General features: G+C 70.0%; 11 protein-coding genes. 5 read left to right on the forward strand and 6 right to left on the reverse strand.

Annotated features, from left to right (window positions below):
- Window positions 1-80: 80 nt before the first annotated feature.
- The 5 genes from ACNYC2_RS07195 (at window position 81) to ACNYC2_RS07215 (ending at window position 6,322) form a co-directional block, all read left to right on the forward strand.
- Window positions 81-860 carry a c-type cytochrome gene (locus tag ACNYC2_RS07195; protein ID WP_419706366.1) on the forward strand — a complete coding sequence of 260 codons (780 nt, stop codon included), beginning with the start codon at window positions 81-83 and terminating at the stop codon, window positions 858-860.
- On the forward strand, window positions 857-1,927 hold the full coding sequence (locus ACNYC2_RS07200; protein WP_419706367.1) for a Rieske 2Fe-2S domain-containing protein: 1,071 nt from the start codon (window positions 857-859) through the stop codon (window positions 1,925-1,927). The genes ACNYC2_RS07195 and ACNYC2_RS07200 overlap by 4 nt, the downstream gene beginning before the upstream one ends.
- Complete coding sequence (locus ACNYC2_RS07205) at window positions 1,924-3,636, forward strand: cytochrome b (protein ID WP_419706368.1); 1,713 nt, start codon at window positions 1,924-1,926, stop codon at window positions 3,634-3,636. The genes ACNYC2_RS07200 and ACNYC2_RS07205 overlap by 4 nt, the downstream gene beginning before the upstream one ends.
- Window positions 3,637-3,801: 165 nt before the next feature.
- Entirely contained in the window at window positions 3,802-4,431 is a 630-nt protein-coding gene (locus ACNYC2_RS07210; RefSeq protein WP_419706369.1) for a superoxide dismutase, read from the forward strand.
- A gap of 190 nt (window positions 4,432-4,621) precedes the next feature.
- Complete coding sequence (locus ACNYC2_RS07215; RefSeq protein ID WP_419706370.1) at window positions 4,622-6,322, forward strand: cytochrome b; 1,701 nt, start codon at window positions 4,622-4,624, stop codon at window positions 6,320-6,322.
- 96 nt (window positions 6,323-6,418) lie between these two features.
- Here the strand turns inward: ACNYC2_RS07215 and ACNYC2_RS07220 are convergent, their stop codons facing one another.
- The 6 genes from ACNYC2_RS07220 to ACNYC2_RS07245 form a co-directional block, all read right to left on the reverse strand.
- On the reverse strand, window positions 6,419-6,700 hold the full coding sequence (locus ACNYC2_RS07220; RefSeq protein ID WP_116676031.1) for an Lrp/AsnC family transcriptional regulator: 282 nt from the start codon (window positions 6,698-6,700) through the stop codon (window positions 6,419-6,421).
- Window positions 6,694-8,517, reverse strand: a complete 1,824-nt coding sequence (locus ACNYC2_RS07225; protein ID WP_419706371.1) for a DEDD exonuclease domain-containing protein — start codon at window positions 8,515-8,517, stop codon at window positions 6,694-6,696. Before ACNYC2_RS07225 ends, ACNYC2_RS07220 begins: the two co-directional genes overlap by 7 nt.
- Window positions 8,518-8,625: 108 nt before the next feature.
- Window positions 8,626-9,456: a phosphoribosylaminoimidazolesuccinocarboxamide synthase gene (locus tag ACNYC2_RS07230; RefSeq protein ID WP_419706372.1), complete on the reverse strand. Its 831-nt coding sequence runs from the start codon at window positions 9,454-9,456 to the stop codon at window positions 8,626-8,628.
- Between the two features lie 10 nt (window positions 9,457-9,466).
- On the reverse strand, window positions 9,467-11,101 hold the full coding sequence (locus ACNYC2_RS07235; protein ID WP_419706373.1) for an alpha-amylase family glycosyl hydrolase: 1,635 nt from the start codon (window positions 11,099-11,101) through the stop codon (window positions 9,467-9,469).
- Entirely contained in the window at window positions 11,098-12,639 is a 1,542-nt protein-coding gene (locus ACNYC2_RS07240; protein ID WP_419706374.1) for a glucoamylase family protein, read from the reverse strand. The genes ACNYC2_RS07235 and ACNYC2_RS07240 overlap by 4 nt, the downstream gene beginning before the upstream one ends.
- A gap of 46 nt (window positions 12,640-12,685) precedes the next feature.
- Window positions 12,686-13,873: a glycoside hydrolase family 1 protein gene (locus ACNYC2_RS07245; RefSeq protein WP_419706375.1), complete on the reverse strand. Its 1,188-nt coding sequence runs from the start codon at window positions 13,871-13,873 to the stop codon at window positions 12,686-12,688.
- Between the last annotated feature and the right edge of the window lie 4 nt (window positions 13,874-13,877).

Here is a 13,877-nt window from a genome sequence, read left to right on the forward strand (position 1 = left end):
GGGTGCGACGTGGCCACGTGCGGTGGCATAGGTTCAAGACAGAGAAGCTCAAACACTCAAAGCGAGACGAGGACATTTTCGTGAAGGCACTCGCCGCCCGCAGGCACCACCGGTTGGCGCCGGTCGTGCTCCTGCTGCTGGCGCTGCTGACCACGGGTGGCATCTACGCCGCCCTGGCTCCGAGCACGGCTAACGCCGAGACCGTCAGCACCGCGGACATCGAGACCGGTAAGAAGCTGTTCCAGGCCAACTGCGCGACGTGCCACGGTGCGAACGCTGAGGGCAGGGACGGCGTGCCGTCCCTGGTGGGCGTCGGCGCCGCCGCCGTCGACTTCCAGGTGTCGACCGGTCGTATGCCGATGCAGATGAACGGCCCCCAGGCGCGGGCCAAGCCGGCCCAGTTCGACGAGGAGCAGACCGCGGCCCTCGCCGCGTACGTCGCCTCGATGGGTGCCGGCCCCGCCATCCCCACCGACGAGCAGGTCGACGCCGCAGAGGGTGACCCCTCCAACGGCATGGCCCTGTTCCGCACCAACTGCGCCATGTGCCACAACGCCGTGGGCGCCGGCGGCGCACTCTCGGAGGGCAAGTACGCCCCCGCGCTGTGGGAGACGTCGGAGCGGAACATCTATCAGGCCATGCTCACCGGCCCGCAGTCGATGCCGGTGTTCAACGACGCGAACATCACGCCGGACGAGAAGCGCGACATCGTCTCGTTCCTCGTCGAGCAGCGAGAGGGTTCGGCGGGCGGTAACGCGCTCGGCGCCCTCGGGCCGGTGTCCGAAGGCCTCTGGGCCTTCGCGATCGGCCTCGGCCTGCTCATCGGCGCCGCTGTGTGGATCGGAGCCAAGTCCTCGTGAGCGACAACCAGAACCCCCCAGCCGACGCGTCCAAGGACGTGACGGTCGCCCCTCAGGCAGGCACCGCGGTCGGCCCCGCCGACCGGTTCGCCGACCCGGGCATCCCGGAGCACAAGCACCGCCTCACCGACACCGACCCGCGCGCCGCGAAGCGTGCGGAGCGGACGGTCACCTTCCTGTTCGTGCTGTCGATCCTCGGCACCATCGGCTCGATCGTCGCCTACGTGATGGTCCCGCCGGACGGCACGACGTCGGGCGTCCGGCTGTCGACGCTGCTGATCGGCCTCGGCCTCGCGGTGTCGCTGCTCGGCATCGGCATCGCGGGCATCCACTGGGCCAAGGCGCTCATGGGTGACCGCGAGATGGTCCAGGAGCGGCACCCGCTCGCGTCGTCCGACGAGACCCGCGCGGACGCGATCAAGGACCTCAACGACGGCCTCGAGGACTCGGGCGTCGTCGGACGCCGCGGCGTGCTCAAGGGTGCGTTCTTCGGTGCCCTGGCGCTCTTCCCGCTGGCCATCGCCGTGCCGCTGATCGGCTCCGTGGGTGGCGACTGGAACATCTCGAAGTTCAAGCACACGATGTGGAAGCAGGGCACGCGCCTCGCGATCGACCCGTCGGGTCGTCCCATCAAGGCCTCCGACGTCACCGTGGGCTCCGTGTTCCACGTCGTCCCGGAGACCACCGAGGAGTTCCGCGAGACGCACGAGTGGATCACGGAGAAGTCCAAGGCCGTCGTCCTGATGGTGCGCCTCAACCCGGAGGACCTCCGGACCGACCAGTCGCCCGAGGGCGCGACCTGGTCCCACGAGGGCATCGTCGCCTACTCGAAGATCTGCACGCACGTGGGCTGCCCGGTGGCGCTCTACGAGCAGCAGACCCACCACCTCCTGTGCCCGTGCCACCAGTCGACGTTCGACATCGCGGACAGCGCCAAGGTCGTCTTCGGCCCGGCCAACCGCCGGCTGCCGCAGCTGCCCATCACCGTCGACGACGAGGGCTACCTCATCGCGCAGGACGACTTCGCCGAGCCCATCGGCCCGAGCTTCTGGGAGCGTCTGAAGTGAGCACCGCGACCCACGACACCAAGCGCGAGGCACCGGCCAAGCCGACGACGACAGTCGGCAAGGCGGCCGACTACCTCGACCAGCGCACCACGATCGGTGTGATGGTCAAGGAGTTCGCGCGCAAGGTCTTCCCGGACCACTGGTCCTTCATGCTGGGCGAGATCGCCCTGTTCTCGTTCGTCGTCCTGATCGCCTCGGGCTTCTTCCTGACGATGTTCTTCGAGCCGTCGATGGCGCTCGAGACCTACGAGGGCGAGCACCCGGCCAACATGCACGGGCAGCTCATGTCCGTCGCGTTCGCCTCGACGCTCGACATGTCGTTCGAGGTGCGCGGCGGTCTGCTCATGCGGCAGATCCACCACTGGTCGGCCCTGATCTTCATGGCCTCGATCGTGGTCCACATGATGCGCGTGTTCTTCACCGGCGCGTTCCGCAAGCCGCGTGAGATCAACTGGATCGTCGGCATCGTCCTGATGATCCTGGGCCTGGCGGCCGGCTTCACCGGCTACTCGCTGCCCGACGACGTCCTGTCCGGCAACGGTCTGCGCATCACCGACGGCGTGATCAAGTCGATCCCGCTGATCGGCTCGCCCCTGTCGTACTTCGTCTTCGGCGGCGAGTTCCCGGGCCACCACATCGTGCCCCGCCTGTTCACGCTCCACATCTTCGTGGTCCCCGGCATCCTGCTGGCCCTCATCGCGCTGCACCTGTTCCTGATGGTGCTGCAGAAGCACACCCAGTACCCGGGTGGCGGCCGCACGGACAAGAACGTGGTGGGCTACCCGGCGGCGCCGGTGTACGTCGCCAAGATGACCGGCAACTTCTTCATCGTCGCCGGCGTGCTGGTGCTCATGGGCGCCACGATGTCGATCAACAACGTCTGGAACTACGGTCCGTTCGACCCGTCGCCGGTGTCCGCCGGCGCGCAGCCGGACTGGTACATGCTGTTCCTCGAGGGCTCGCTGCGGCTGATGCCGGGGCAGGGCACGGAGTGGGTCATCTTCGGATACACGCTCCCGCTCAACGTCCTGGTCCCCGCGGTGGTCATCCCGGGCATCCTGTTCACGTTCCTGATCGTCTACCCGTTCCTCGAGGCCCGGGCGACCGGTGACGACAAGGAGCACCACGTGCTCGACCGCCCGCGCAACAAGCCGGTGCGGACGGCGCTCGGGGTCGCGTTCCTCGCGGCGTTCATCATCCTGGCCCTGGCCGGGTCGAACGACCTCATCGCCACGCACTTCGGGCTGTCGATCAACGCGATCACGTGGGTCTTCCGCTTCCTGCTCTTCCTCGGCCCGGTGTTCGCGTACTACATCACCAAGCGCATCTGCCTGGGGCTGCAGCGAAAGGACCGCGAGCTCGTGCTGCACGGCCACGAGTCGGGCCGCATCGTCCGCTTCGCGAACGGTGAGTACATCGAGGTCCACACCCCGCTCGACGAGCAGGAGCGCTGGCTGCGGGTCAACTACGAGGCGCCGGCTCCGCTGGAGATCGCCCCGAAGACCGACGCACGCGGTGTGAAGCGCAAGGGCTACGGCGCCGACAAGCGCTGGCAGGGTCTGTCCCGGTTCTTCTACGAGGACCGCGTCGCACCTGTCAGCCCGGCCGAGGTCGAGGCCGCGCACTCGCACGGCGAGCACGACCAGCTCGACGGATCCGAGCGCCAGGCCGTCGAGGCCGGCGCAGGAACCACCTCGCGGGAGCACTGAGCGACCTGCGACACCAAGCGATGGCCTGTGTCTCCCGGTCCGCGAATGCGGCCGGGGACACAGGCCATTGCCGTCCCGGCGGGCACCACACAGGCGCACGACCAGGACGGCGTCTTCCCCTGCGCACCGTCCGGTGTGCGGACCGATCCTGGAGGTACCTCAGCAATGGCTGTCTACACGCTCCCTGACCTCACCTACGACTACGCCGCGCTCGAGCCGCACATCTCGGGCAAGATCATGGAGCTGCACCACTCCAAGCACCACGCGACGTACGTCAAGGGCGCCAACACTGCCCTGGAGCAGCTCGAGGAGGCCCGCGAGACGGGCAACCTGGCGAACGTCAACAAGTTCGAGAAGGACCTGGCGTTCAACCTCGGTGGTCACATCAACCACTCGATCTTCTGGACGAACATGGCGCCCGAGGCCGGCGGCGAGCCCACCGGCGACATCGCGAGCGCGATCGACGAGCACTTCGGCTCGTTCGAGAAGTTCAAGGCGCACTTCACCGCTGTCGCCGCCGGTGTGCAGGGTTCCGGCTGGGCGGTGCTGGCCTGGGACTCCGTCGGCCAGAAGCTGGTCGTCGTCCAGCTGTTCGACCAGCAGGGCAACATCCCCTTCGCGCTCACCCCGGTCCTCATGCTGGACTGCTGGGAGCACGCCTACTACATCGACTACCTGAACGTGCGCCCGGACTACATCAAGGCCTGGTGGAACCTGGTGTCCTGGAGCAACGTCTCCGAGCGCCTGGCCCGGGCCAAGACGCAGACCTCCGGTCTCGTCGTCGCGTCGGCCTGACGGTCTGATCGTCCGATCGCCCGACCAGATCCGGCGCGCCCCGGGGGAGACTCCCGCGGGTGCGCCGGATCTGTCATGTCACGGATCGCCCGGCTATTTCGTCGTCAAGGTGGCAAGCTGCGCCCGAATCGGTGTCTACTGGTGAGGCAGGGACCGATAGGCGCGTATCTCCTACCTCAGGGGTGATGACGTGGCAAAGCCGCAACGTCCGACCACCGCGATCGGCAAGACCGCCGACTATCTGGACCAGCGCACCACGATCGGTGTGCTGGTGAAAGAGCTCGCGCGCAAGGTCTTCCCGGACCACTGGTCCTTCATGCTGGGCGAGATCGCCCTGTTCTCGTTCGTCGTGCTGATCGCCTCGGGCTTCTTCCTCACGATGTTCTTCGATCCGTCGATGGCGCTCGTGCGCTACGAGGGTGAGCACCCGGCGAACCTGCACGGCCAGCTCATGTCCGCGGCGTTCCACTCGACCGTGGAGATGTCGTTCGAGGTGCGGGGCGGTCTGCTCATGCGGCAGATCCACCACTGGTCGGCCCTGATCTTCGTGGGCTCGATCGTGCTGCACATGTTCCGGGTCTTCTTCACCGGCGCGTTCCGCAAGCCGCGTGAGATCAACTGGCTGATCGGTCTCACCATGCTGATCCTGGCGCTGGCGGCCGGCTTCACCGGCTACTCGCTGCCTGACGACGTCCTGTCCGGCAACGGCCTGCGCATCATCGACGGCGTGGTGAAGTCGATCCCGCTGATCGGCTCGTTCATGTCGTTCCTGGTCTTCGGCGGTGAGTTCCCGGGTGAGCACATCATCCCGCGGCTGTTCACTCTCCATATCTTCGTGATCCCGGGTCTGCTGATCGCTCTGATCGCCCTGCACCTGTTCCTCATGGTGCTGCAGAAGCACACCCAGTACCCCGGTGCCGGACGCACGGACAAGAACGTGGTGGGCTACCCGGCGGCGCCGGTGTACGTCGCCAAGATGACCGGCAACCTCTTCATCATCGCCGGCGTGCTGACCCTGATGGGCGCCACGATGGCGATCAACAACGTGTGGAACTACGGCCCCTACGACCCGTCGCCCGTCTCCGCGGGCACACAGCCGGACTGGTACATCCTGTTCGTCGACGGCGCCCTGCGGCTCATGCCGGGCCCGGGCTGGGAGTGGGTGATCGGCGGCTACACGCTGAGCATGAACCTGCTGATCCCGGCTCTGATCGTGCCGGGCATCCTCTTCACGCTGCTCGGTGCCTGGCCGTTCATCGAGGCCCGTGTCACCGGGGACCACCGTGAGCACCACGTGCTGGACCGGCCGCGCAACCGGCCGGTACGCACGGGTGTCGGTGTCGCGCTGTTCGTCGCGTTCATGGTCTGTTCCCTGGCTGCGACGAACGACCTCATCGCCACGCACTTCTCGCTCGACATCTTCGCGATCACGTGGGCGCTGCGCGTGCTGCTGTTCGTGGGCCCGGTGTTCGCGTTCTGGGTGACCAAACGCGTGTGCCTCGGGCTGCAGCGCAAGGACCGCGAGCTCGTGCTGCACGGGCACGAGTCGGGCCGCATCGTGCGGTTCGCCAACGGCGAGTACGTCGAGGTGCACACCCCGCTCGAGGAGGAGGAGCGGTGGCTGCGCGTCAACTACCAGTCGCCCGCACCCCTGGAGATCGCACCGCTTACTGACGCGCACGGCGTGCAGCGCAAGGGCTACAGGTCCGAGCGCCGTTGGCAGAGGCTGTCCCAGTTCTTCTACGAGGACCGCGTCTCGCCTGTCACGCCCGCCGAGGTGGCGGCCGCGCACTCGCACGGCAAGCACGCCGAGATCGAGAAGCACGACGAGATCGAGGCGAAGGAGCCGACCGGCGCCGGCACCACCGTCGGGCAGCAGGACCGCGGGTAGGCGGCCCAGACTCTGCTTGTCTGACGACTGAGCCTGCGGTTCCGCTCCGGGCGCGTGCCTCGTTCCTCGGCCCACACCCTGCGCTGCACCTCCGGCTCAGTCGTCGAGCCCCAGCGCGAACGCCTGCTCCAGGTCCGCCTTCGAGAAGGCGCGGAAGGCGATGAGGGTCTCGGTGTTCTGCACCCCGGGCACCTTGTTGACGGCGTCGGACACGACTCCGGCGAGCTGCTCGTGCTCGGGGACGCGCACGATGGCCACCAGGTCGGTCTTGCCGGTCACGGAGAAGACTTCGCTCACTCCGTCGATGTTCGCGACCTCCTGCGCGACCTCGGGGATGCGGGACGTCTCGGCGTCGATGAGGACGATCGCGGTCAGCATGCCGTCATCGTATCCACGTGCAGCGGATTCGCGGATTCCGGAACGCCGTCGTCCGTGCTGATCTCTGTGCTGCCGAGCTCCGTGCTGATCTCGGTGCGCACCCGGTCCGACGCCCACGTCAGCTCGGCGTGCGCACCGGCCGCCCGCACCGGACAGGCCCAGGTGTCGCTGAGATGGACGAGACGCACGCCGGGGGAGTCGAGCCACGCGATCAGGAGGTCGGTCTCCTCGGGGTGTGCCGCGGGCGCCGGCGGGACCGGGGGTTCGACGTGCTCCGCGGTGGTGCGCAGCGCCGAGACCAGCGGAAGGGGGCTGACCCCGGGCTCCGAGACGTCGGTGGCCGCGAGCCGGCCGTGCTTGATCACCACGATCTCCCAGCCACCTGGCCGGCCCGGTGCGTCGCCGATGCCGGACGGGCGCGCGGCGACCAGCTCGGCGCAGGCCGAGAGGGGCGCCAGCTTCTGCGCCCGGTGCGCGCCGGAGACGAACGCGCGCAGGCGTCGGGTGACCTCGCCCGCCTCCTCGTACCGCTCCTGGTGGGCGAGCGCGGCGATCCGGTCCGAGAGCGCGCGCACCACCGGTGCGGGGTCACCGGTGAGGGCGCGGCGGGCGGCGTCGGCCACCTGCGCGTAGGACGTGTCGGGGCCCTCCGTCGCGATGCACGGGGCGGAGCAGCGACCCATGCCCGCCAGGGCGCACGGGCTGCCGGGCTTGCGGGAGACCAGTGGGATGCGCGCGGTGCACTGGCGCAGGTTCAGGGCGTCGTGCAGGGCGTGGACCGCTTCCTGTGCGGTCCGCCGGGACGCGAACGGGCCGATGTGCACGGCGCCGGCCACCACGCCGCCCACCACGGAGAGCCGCGGGTAGGCCTCGTCGGTGAGCCGTACCCAGGAGTGCCGCTCCGGGAACTTCGACCGCCGGTTGTAGCGAGGTGCGTGCTCGGTGATCAGCCGCAGCTCGCGCACCTGTGCCTCCAGCGGCGTCGCGCACGCCACCGGGGTGACCCGCTCGGCGATGCGGACCATCTCGGTGATCCGCTTCCGCTTCTCGGCGGCGGTGAAGTACGAGCGCACCCGCTTGCGGATGTTGACGGACGTGCCGACGTACAGGACCTCGTCGCCCGGCCCGCGGAACAGGTACACGCCGGGCGACGCCGGCAGGTCGTCGGCGAGGTGGCGCTTCCGGCGCACCTCGGGCGGCACCGGGTCGGAGGCCGTCGCCAGGTCTTCCAGGTGCGTGATGCCCATGGGTGCGAGGCGGTCGAAGAGCGCGTGCAGGACGTCGACGGTCGCGCGCGCGTCGGCCAGCGCGCGGTGATCGGGGGAGACGCTGGCGTGGAACAGGTTGGCGAGCGTGGACAGCTTGTGGTTGGGCGCCTCGTCCCGCGTGACCAGGCGCCGGGCCAGCGGCACGGTGTCCACGACGGTGAACCCGGGCCACTCGTAGTCGAGCCGCGCGCACATGGCCTTGAGGAAGCCGACGTCGAACGGCGCGTTGTGCGCCACGAGAACCGTGTCGCGCGCCCACTCCAGGAAGCTCGGCAGCACCAGCGCGATGTCCGGCGCGGTGGCGACCATGGCGTTCGTGATCCCCGTCAGCCGCGCGACGAACGCGGGGACCGGCTGGCCGGGGTTCACCAGCGACTGGAACTCGCCGAGCACCTCGCCGCCGCGTACCTTCACGGCGCCGATCTCGGTGATGCCGCCCTCTTTGGCGTTCGTTCCGGTGGTCTCGAGGTCCACCACCACGAAGGTGACGTCCCGCAGCGGCGTGCCGAGCTCCTCGAACGTGGCTTGGTACGCAGACGTGGTGCTCACGCCGAGCACGCTAGCGGCCACCACTGACACTGCCCCACCCGCATCGTTGAGTGCCGGCTATCTGTCGAGAAATCGGTCACAGGCCAACAGATAGCCAGCACTCAACGATCAGGTCCAGCGGTCGCCCGTGAGCTGCTCGTAGATCTCGATGTAGCGGGCGCGGGTCTCCGCGACGACGTCGGCGGGGATCTCCGGGCCGGGGTACGTGCGGTCCCAGTCCGTGAGCGTCGAGGACCAGTCGCGCACGAACTGCTTGTCGTAGGACCACTGCCCGCGGCCGGGCTCGTACTCGCTCGCCTTCCAGAAGCGCGAGGAGTCCGGCGTGAGCACCTCGTCGGCGAGCGTCAGGACGCCGTCGGAGTCGGTGCCGAACTCGAACTTGGTGTCCGCGATCAGCACGCCGCGCTCGCGCGCGATCTCGGCGCCGCGCTCGTAGATCGTCAGCGACAGGTCCCGCAGGCGGTTCGTCGTCTCCTCGCCCAGGTCCTTGGCGATCTCCTCGACGGAGATGTACTCGTCGTGGCCCTCGTCGGCCTTGGTCGACGGCGTGAAGACGGGCTGCGGCAGGCGGTCGGCCTCGACCAGCCCGGGCGGGAACGCGACACCGGACACGCTGCCCGACTCGCGGTAGCTCTCCAGCCCGCCGCCCGCGAGGTAGCCGCGCACGATGCACTCGACGGGGACGATCTCCAGGCGCTTGCAGCGGACCGCGCGGCCCTTCCACTCCTCCGGGACGTCCTCGTTGATCACGTGGTTGGGCACGAGGTCGGCGAACTGCCGGAACCACCACAGCGAGATCTGCGTGAGGATCGCGCCCTTGTCGGGTACGGGCGTCGGCAGGACGACGTCGTACACCGACACGCGGTCGGAAGCCACCAGGATTACGTCGTCGCCGTCCGCGTAGACCTCGCGAACCTTGCCCTTACGGATCAGTTCCACGCGGCCAAGGTTAACCCGCGAGCCGGGACCGCTCAGCCGTGTCCAGGTCGAGCACGGCGTACCCGTGCCCGTCCAGGTGCGCGACGCCGTACCCGTCGTCGCCCGCCTCGAGACGGAGCCCCCTGGCGACGAGCGGGCGCGCGCCCGCTGCGCCGTCGAGCGGCAGGCTCACCGGAGCCCGGCCCGGGTTGAGCACCACCGCGAGCGTGCCGCCCCGGAGGTAGGCCAGGGGATAGGCGGTGGCGAGCACCTCGACGGACGAGGCGGCGTCGAGGCGGTCGTCGTCGTGCCGCAGGGCGATCAGGTCCCGGACCAGGTGCAGCAGGGAGCCGGGGTCGTCCACCTGGCCGGCGACCGTGGGGCGGGCCGGGTCCGGGTCCTGCGGCAGGTACGTCGAGTCCGCAGGGCTGCCCGGGCCGAACGTGTCCGCCGGCAGGTCGCCCCACTGCATGGGGGTGCGCGACCCCGCACGGTCGTACGTGGGGCTCAGGCGCGAGCCCTCCAGGGTCGGGGTGCCCGGCACGTACCGCATGCCGATCTCGTCGCCGTAGTAGACGGACGGCAGGGCGGGCCACGTCATCGTCAGCACGTGGGCCACGCGGGCCTGCTCGGCGTCGCGCGCCCCCGCCACCAGCCGCGTGAAGTCGTGGTTCGACGTCGGCAGGCCCACCACCCCGCCGCGGCCGGTCGCCGCGATGGCGTCGGCCGCGGCCCGCCAGGCGTCGACGAACGTGCGGGCGTCGCCCGTGCCCTCGGCGCCGGCCCAGGCGGGCAGCTCGCCCCAGGACGGGTTCACCGTGCCGGCGCCGTTGTTCCATAGCGAGCGGAACGGCAGCCCGTCGTCGTCACCCCCGAACTGGAGGAAGAAGTCCACGTGGAAGCCTGCCGGGACGGCGACCCGCGGGTCGCCCCACTCGCTGATCAGGACGCGGCCGGGGTAGGCGTCGTCGAGCCAGGCGCGCGTCTCCCGCCACAGGCGGCCCGTCTCCACGTGCCCGGGATCGTCCTTGACCAGCGACGACGCCATGTCGACGCGGAACCCGGCGACCCCGAGGTCGAACCAGTGCGCCATGATCTGCCGCAGCGCGGCGCGGTTGGCCAGCGGGCCCGGGGCGTCGACGGGCTGGCGCCACGGCTCCGCCGGGTCCTGGCGCGCGTAGCCGTAGTTCAGCGCGGGCTGGACGGGGAAGAAGTTCGGCCGGTAGTACCCGCCGCGCGCACCCAGCCCGGGCTGGAAGCCCTCCACCGGCACGTCGCTCCACACGAAGCGGTGGTCGTCCGGGTCGTCGGCGGACGCGCGGAACCACGGGTGCTGGTCGGAGGTGTGCCCCGCCACGAGGTCGAGCAGCACGGAGATGCCGCGGCGGCCCGCCTCCTCGGTCAGCCGGGCCATGTCCTCGTTGGTGCCGTAGCGCGGCGCCACCTGGAAGAAGTCGGCGACGTCGTACCCGGCGTCGGCGAAGGGGGAGACGAAGCACGGGCTGAGCCAGAGCGCGTCCACCCCCAGCCAGGCGAGGTAGTCCAGGCGCTCGGTGATCCCGGCGAGGTCGCCGATCCCGTCACCGTTCGCGTCCGCGAAGGACTGCGGGTAGATCTGGTACAGAACGGTGCGCCCCAGGCGTGCGGCGAGGTCGGCGGCGGTCACGGGCGGCCCACGTTGAACTGCTCCATCCGCATCAGCGGGCGGACCTTCTGCTCCAGCTCGCCGGGCGCGACGTAGCGGCGCATCGCGTCGTCGGCCAGCTCGTTGCCGAGCGCCGCCATGATCATGCCCTGGTCCAGCGCCAGGTAGCGCTGGGAGACCTGGCCGCTGCGGACGGCGACGGCGTCGTAGAAGCCGCCCGGGCCGTAGGCGTCGAAGTCCCGCGCGATGCCCCGCAGGTTGGCCATCGCCTCCCGGGGCGCGTACCGCAGCGCGAGGAACGACGCGTGCGGCGTCACGACGCCGTCGCCGTACTCCGTAGGCGCGGGCGAGCCCTCGCGGCACCCCTCGTACGGCTGGTCGACGGTCGTGCGCTCCTGGTCGGAGGTGTAGCCGGGCCCGTCGAGGCCCAGCTGGTCGACGCCGTACTCCCGGTACCCGCCGGCCGGGTCGTTCGACGGCGAGAAGCCCCAGTACCCGTAGTCCGCCTCCCGCAGGCCGTGCTCGATCTGCCCGCGCACGTACAGCGGGTGGTTGCGGCCCCACGAGCGCGGCCCCCACGTCTCCTCGGGCACGAACAGCGGCACCATCAGCGCCTCGAACATGCTGCCGCCCCAGGTCGGGACCACCCGCATGCCGCGGTAGGGGAGAGCGCCCTCGAAGACGGGGACTCCCAGGTACTCGGCCCACTCGCCGACCGGCCGCGTCTCCGTCCAGTCCCAGTCGCAGCTGTCGGGGAACGTGCGGTACGTGCCGAAGTAGTGCTTCGCGGGGATCTGCCCCTCGGCGATGCCGAGGTACGACGCGATGCGCGGCTCGGTGTTGAACGCGCCGTAGTGATGGCCCGTGTACCAGACGTCGGCCCCCATACCGCAGTAGTCGCCCGGGACCGGCGCGGTCTCCTGCGGGTCGGCGTCCCAGAACCCGCCGCGGATCTGGTTCTGCGCCGGGTCGTAGTAGCAGCCGAAGTCCATGCGCTCGCGGACGGCGTCCGCCTGGTGCGCCAGCGACGGCTCCGCGCGGCTCGCCAGGAGCAGGCCGGTGGCCAGCCAGCCGTTGTCGACGCTGGACAGGAACGGCTTGACGGGATCGCCGCTCGTGGGGAACGTCGTGAGCTTGGCGCCCGTGGCCGGGTCGTACCAGTTGTAGAACATGCCGCTGGGCTCGTGCTTCTCCAGCCCGGCGACGGTCTCCACGGTGGTCGCCAGACGCTCGCGCGCCTCGCCGCGGCTGATGAACCCGAGGTCCCGGGCCACCACGGTGCTCCACAGGTAGGCGCCGATGTTCGTCGGCGAGGTGTACCCGCCGCGGCTGGCGGGATCCAGGTCGCCGTCGATGTTGTCGTCGGGCAGGCCGGTCTCCTCGACCACCAGCGCGTCGAACGACCGCCAGGTGTCGGCGGCCCAGGTGCGGAGCGTGCGCCGGTCCGAGCCCTGGTCCGGCGCCACGCCGGTGGCGCTCGCCGGGAGCGCGGTGAACGCCAGTGCGGCGACGGCGACCGTCGCGACCGCGGTGCTGTGTCTCCGGGGATATCTCTTCATGGTGCGTCTCCTCTACGTCGTCGTAGTCAGGACAGGTCAGGACAGGTCAGGCGGGCAGCTTGCCCGTGCGCGCGACCTCGCCGAGCCACGCGAGGCTCGGCTTGGGCGTGCGCTCGAACGTCGTGCGGTCCACGGCGATCAGGCCGAACGTCGGGGCGAAACCGCTCATCCACTCGTAGTTGTCGAGCAGCGACCAGTGCAGGTAGCCCTGGACAGTGCAGCCGCCGGCCATGGCGCGGGCCATGCCCTCCAGCGCGCCGCGGGTGTAGTCGATGCGGCGCGCGTCGTCGGCGGTGGCCATGCCGTTCTCGGTGACGATCATCGGCACGCCCCCGGTGATCTTGTGGGTGTACTCGAGCGCCTCGCCGAGGGCCTGCGGGTAGTACTCCCAGCCGGTCAGCGTCTTCTCGACGTCGTCGCCGAACGGCACCGGCTCGCCGTCGGCCCCGATGATGGTGCGCAGGTAGCTCTGCACGCCCACGAAGTCATCGCCGCGGGAGACCTCCAGGAAGAAGTCCTCGCGCGGGTAGGCGTAGGCGTCGCGTGCGGCGTCGGCGCCGGGCGCCGCCTGGAACACCTGGTTGGCGATGGTCCAGCCCGCTTGTACGTGCCCCAGGCCGTGCAGGATCTCGACGGCCCGCCGGTGGGCCGTCGCCTGGATCTCGGAGGCGGCCTCGTCGGGGGCGGCCAGGCCCGCGGCGTCGAGGTTGGTGCGGCGGCTCGCGCCGAGCATCATCGAGGTGATGTTGGGCTCGTTGATCGTGACCACGTGGCGGACGTCGGCCAGGATCGAGGTGGCCGTCTCGACGTAGCGGCTGAACGCGTCGACGGCGTCGGGCGCGAACCATCCGCCCCGCTCGGCGAACCAGCGCGGCAGCGTGAAGTGCAGCAGCGTCACGACCGGCGTCACGTCCGCCTCCAGGCACGTGTCGATCATGCGCCGGTAGTGCGCGAGCTGCGCCCGCGAGATCTCGCCCTCGGCGGGCTCGATGCGCGCCCACTCGATCGAGAATCGGTACGCGTTCAGGCCCGCGTCGGCCAGCAGGGCGATGTCCTCGGGGTAGCGGTGGTAGCTGTCGACGGCGTCGCCGGAGCTCTCCGCGCACAGGGTCCCTTCGACGTGCTCCTTCGCCCACCAGTCGCTGTTGACGTTGCCGCCCTCGATCTGGTGCGCGGCGGTCGACGCACCCCAGAGGAAGCCGGGTGCGGTGGGCAGCGTGATCTCTTCGGTCACGGAG

This window comes from Promicromonospora sp. NFX87, assembly GCF_048564965.1.
Classification (GTDB): domain Bacteria; phylum Actinomycetota; class Actinomycetes; order Actinomycetales; family Cellulomonadaceae; genus Promicromonospora.

Excerpts from the sequence above, each read along its gene's own strand:
- ACNYC2_RS07210 (WP_419706369.1), top strand. The coding sequence starts at position 3,802 with ATGGCTGTCTACACGCTCCCTGACCTCACCTACGACTACGCCGCGCTC.
- ACNYC2_RS07220 (WP_116676031.1), bottom strand. The coding sequence starts at position 6,700 with ATGCTGACCGCGATCGTCCTCATCGACGCCGAGACGTCCCGCATCCCC.
- ACNYC2_RS07240 (WP_419706374.1), bottom strand. The coding sequence starts at position 12,639 with ATGAAGAGATATCCCCGGAGACACAGCACCGCGGTCGCGACGGTCGCC.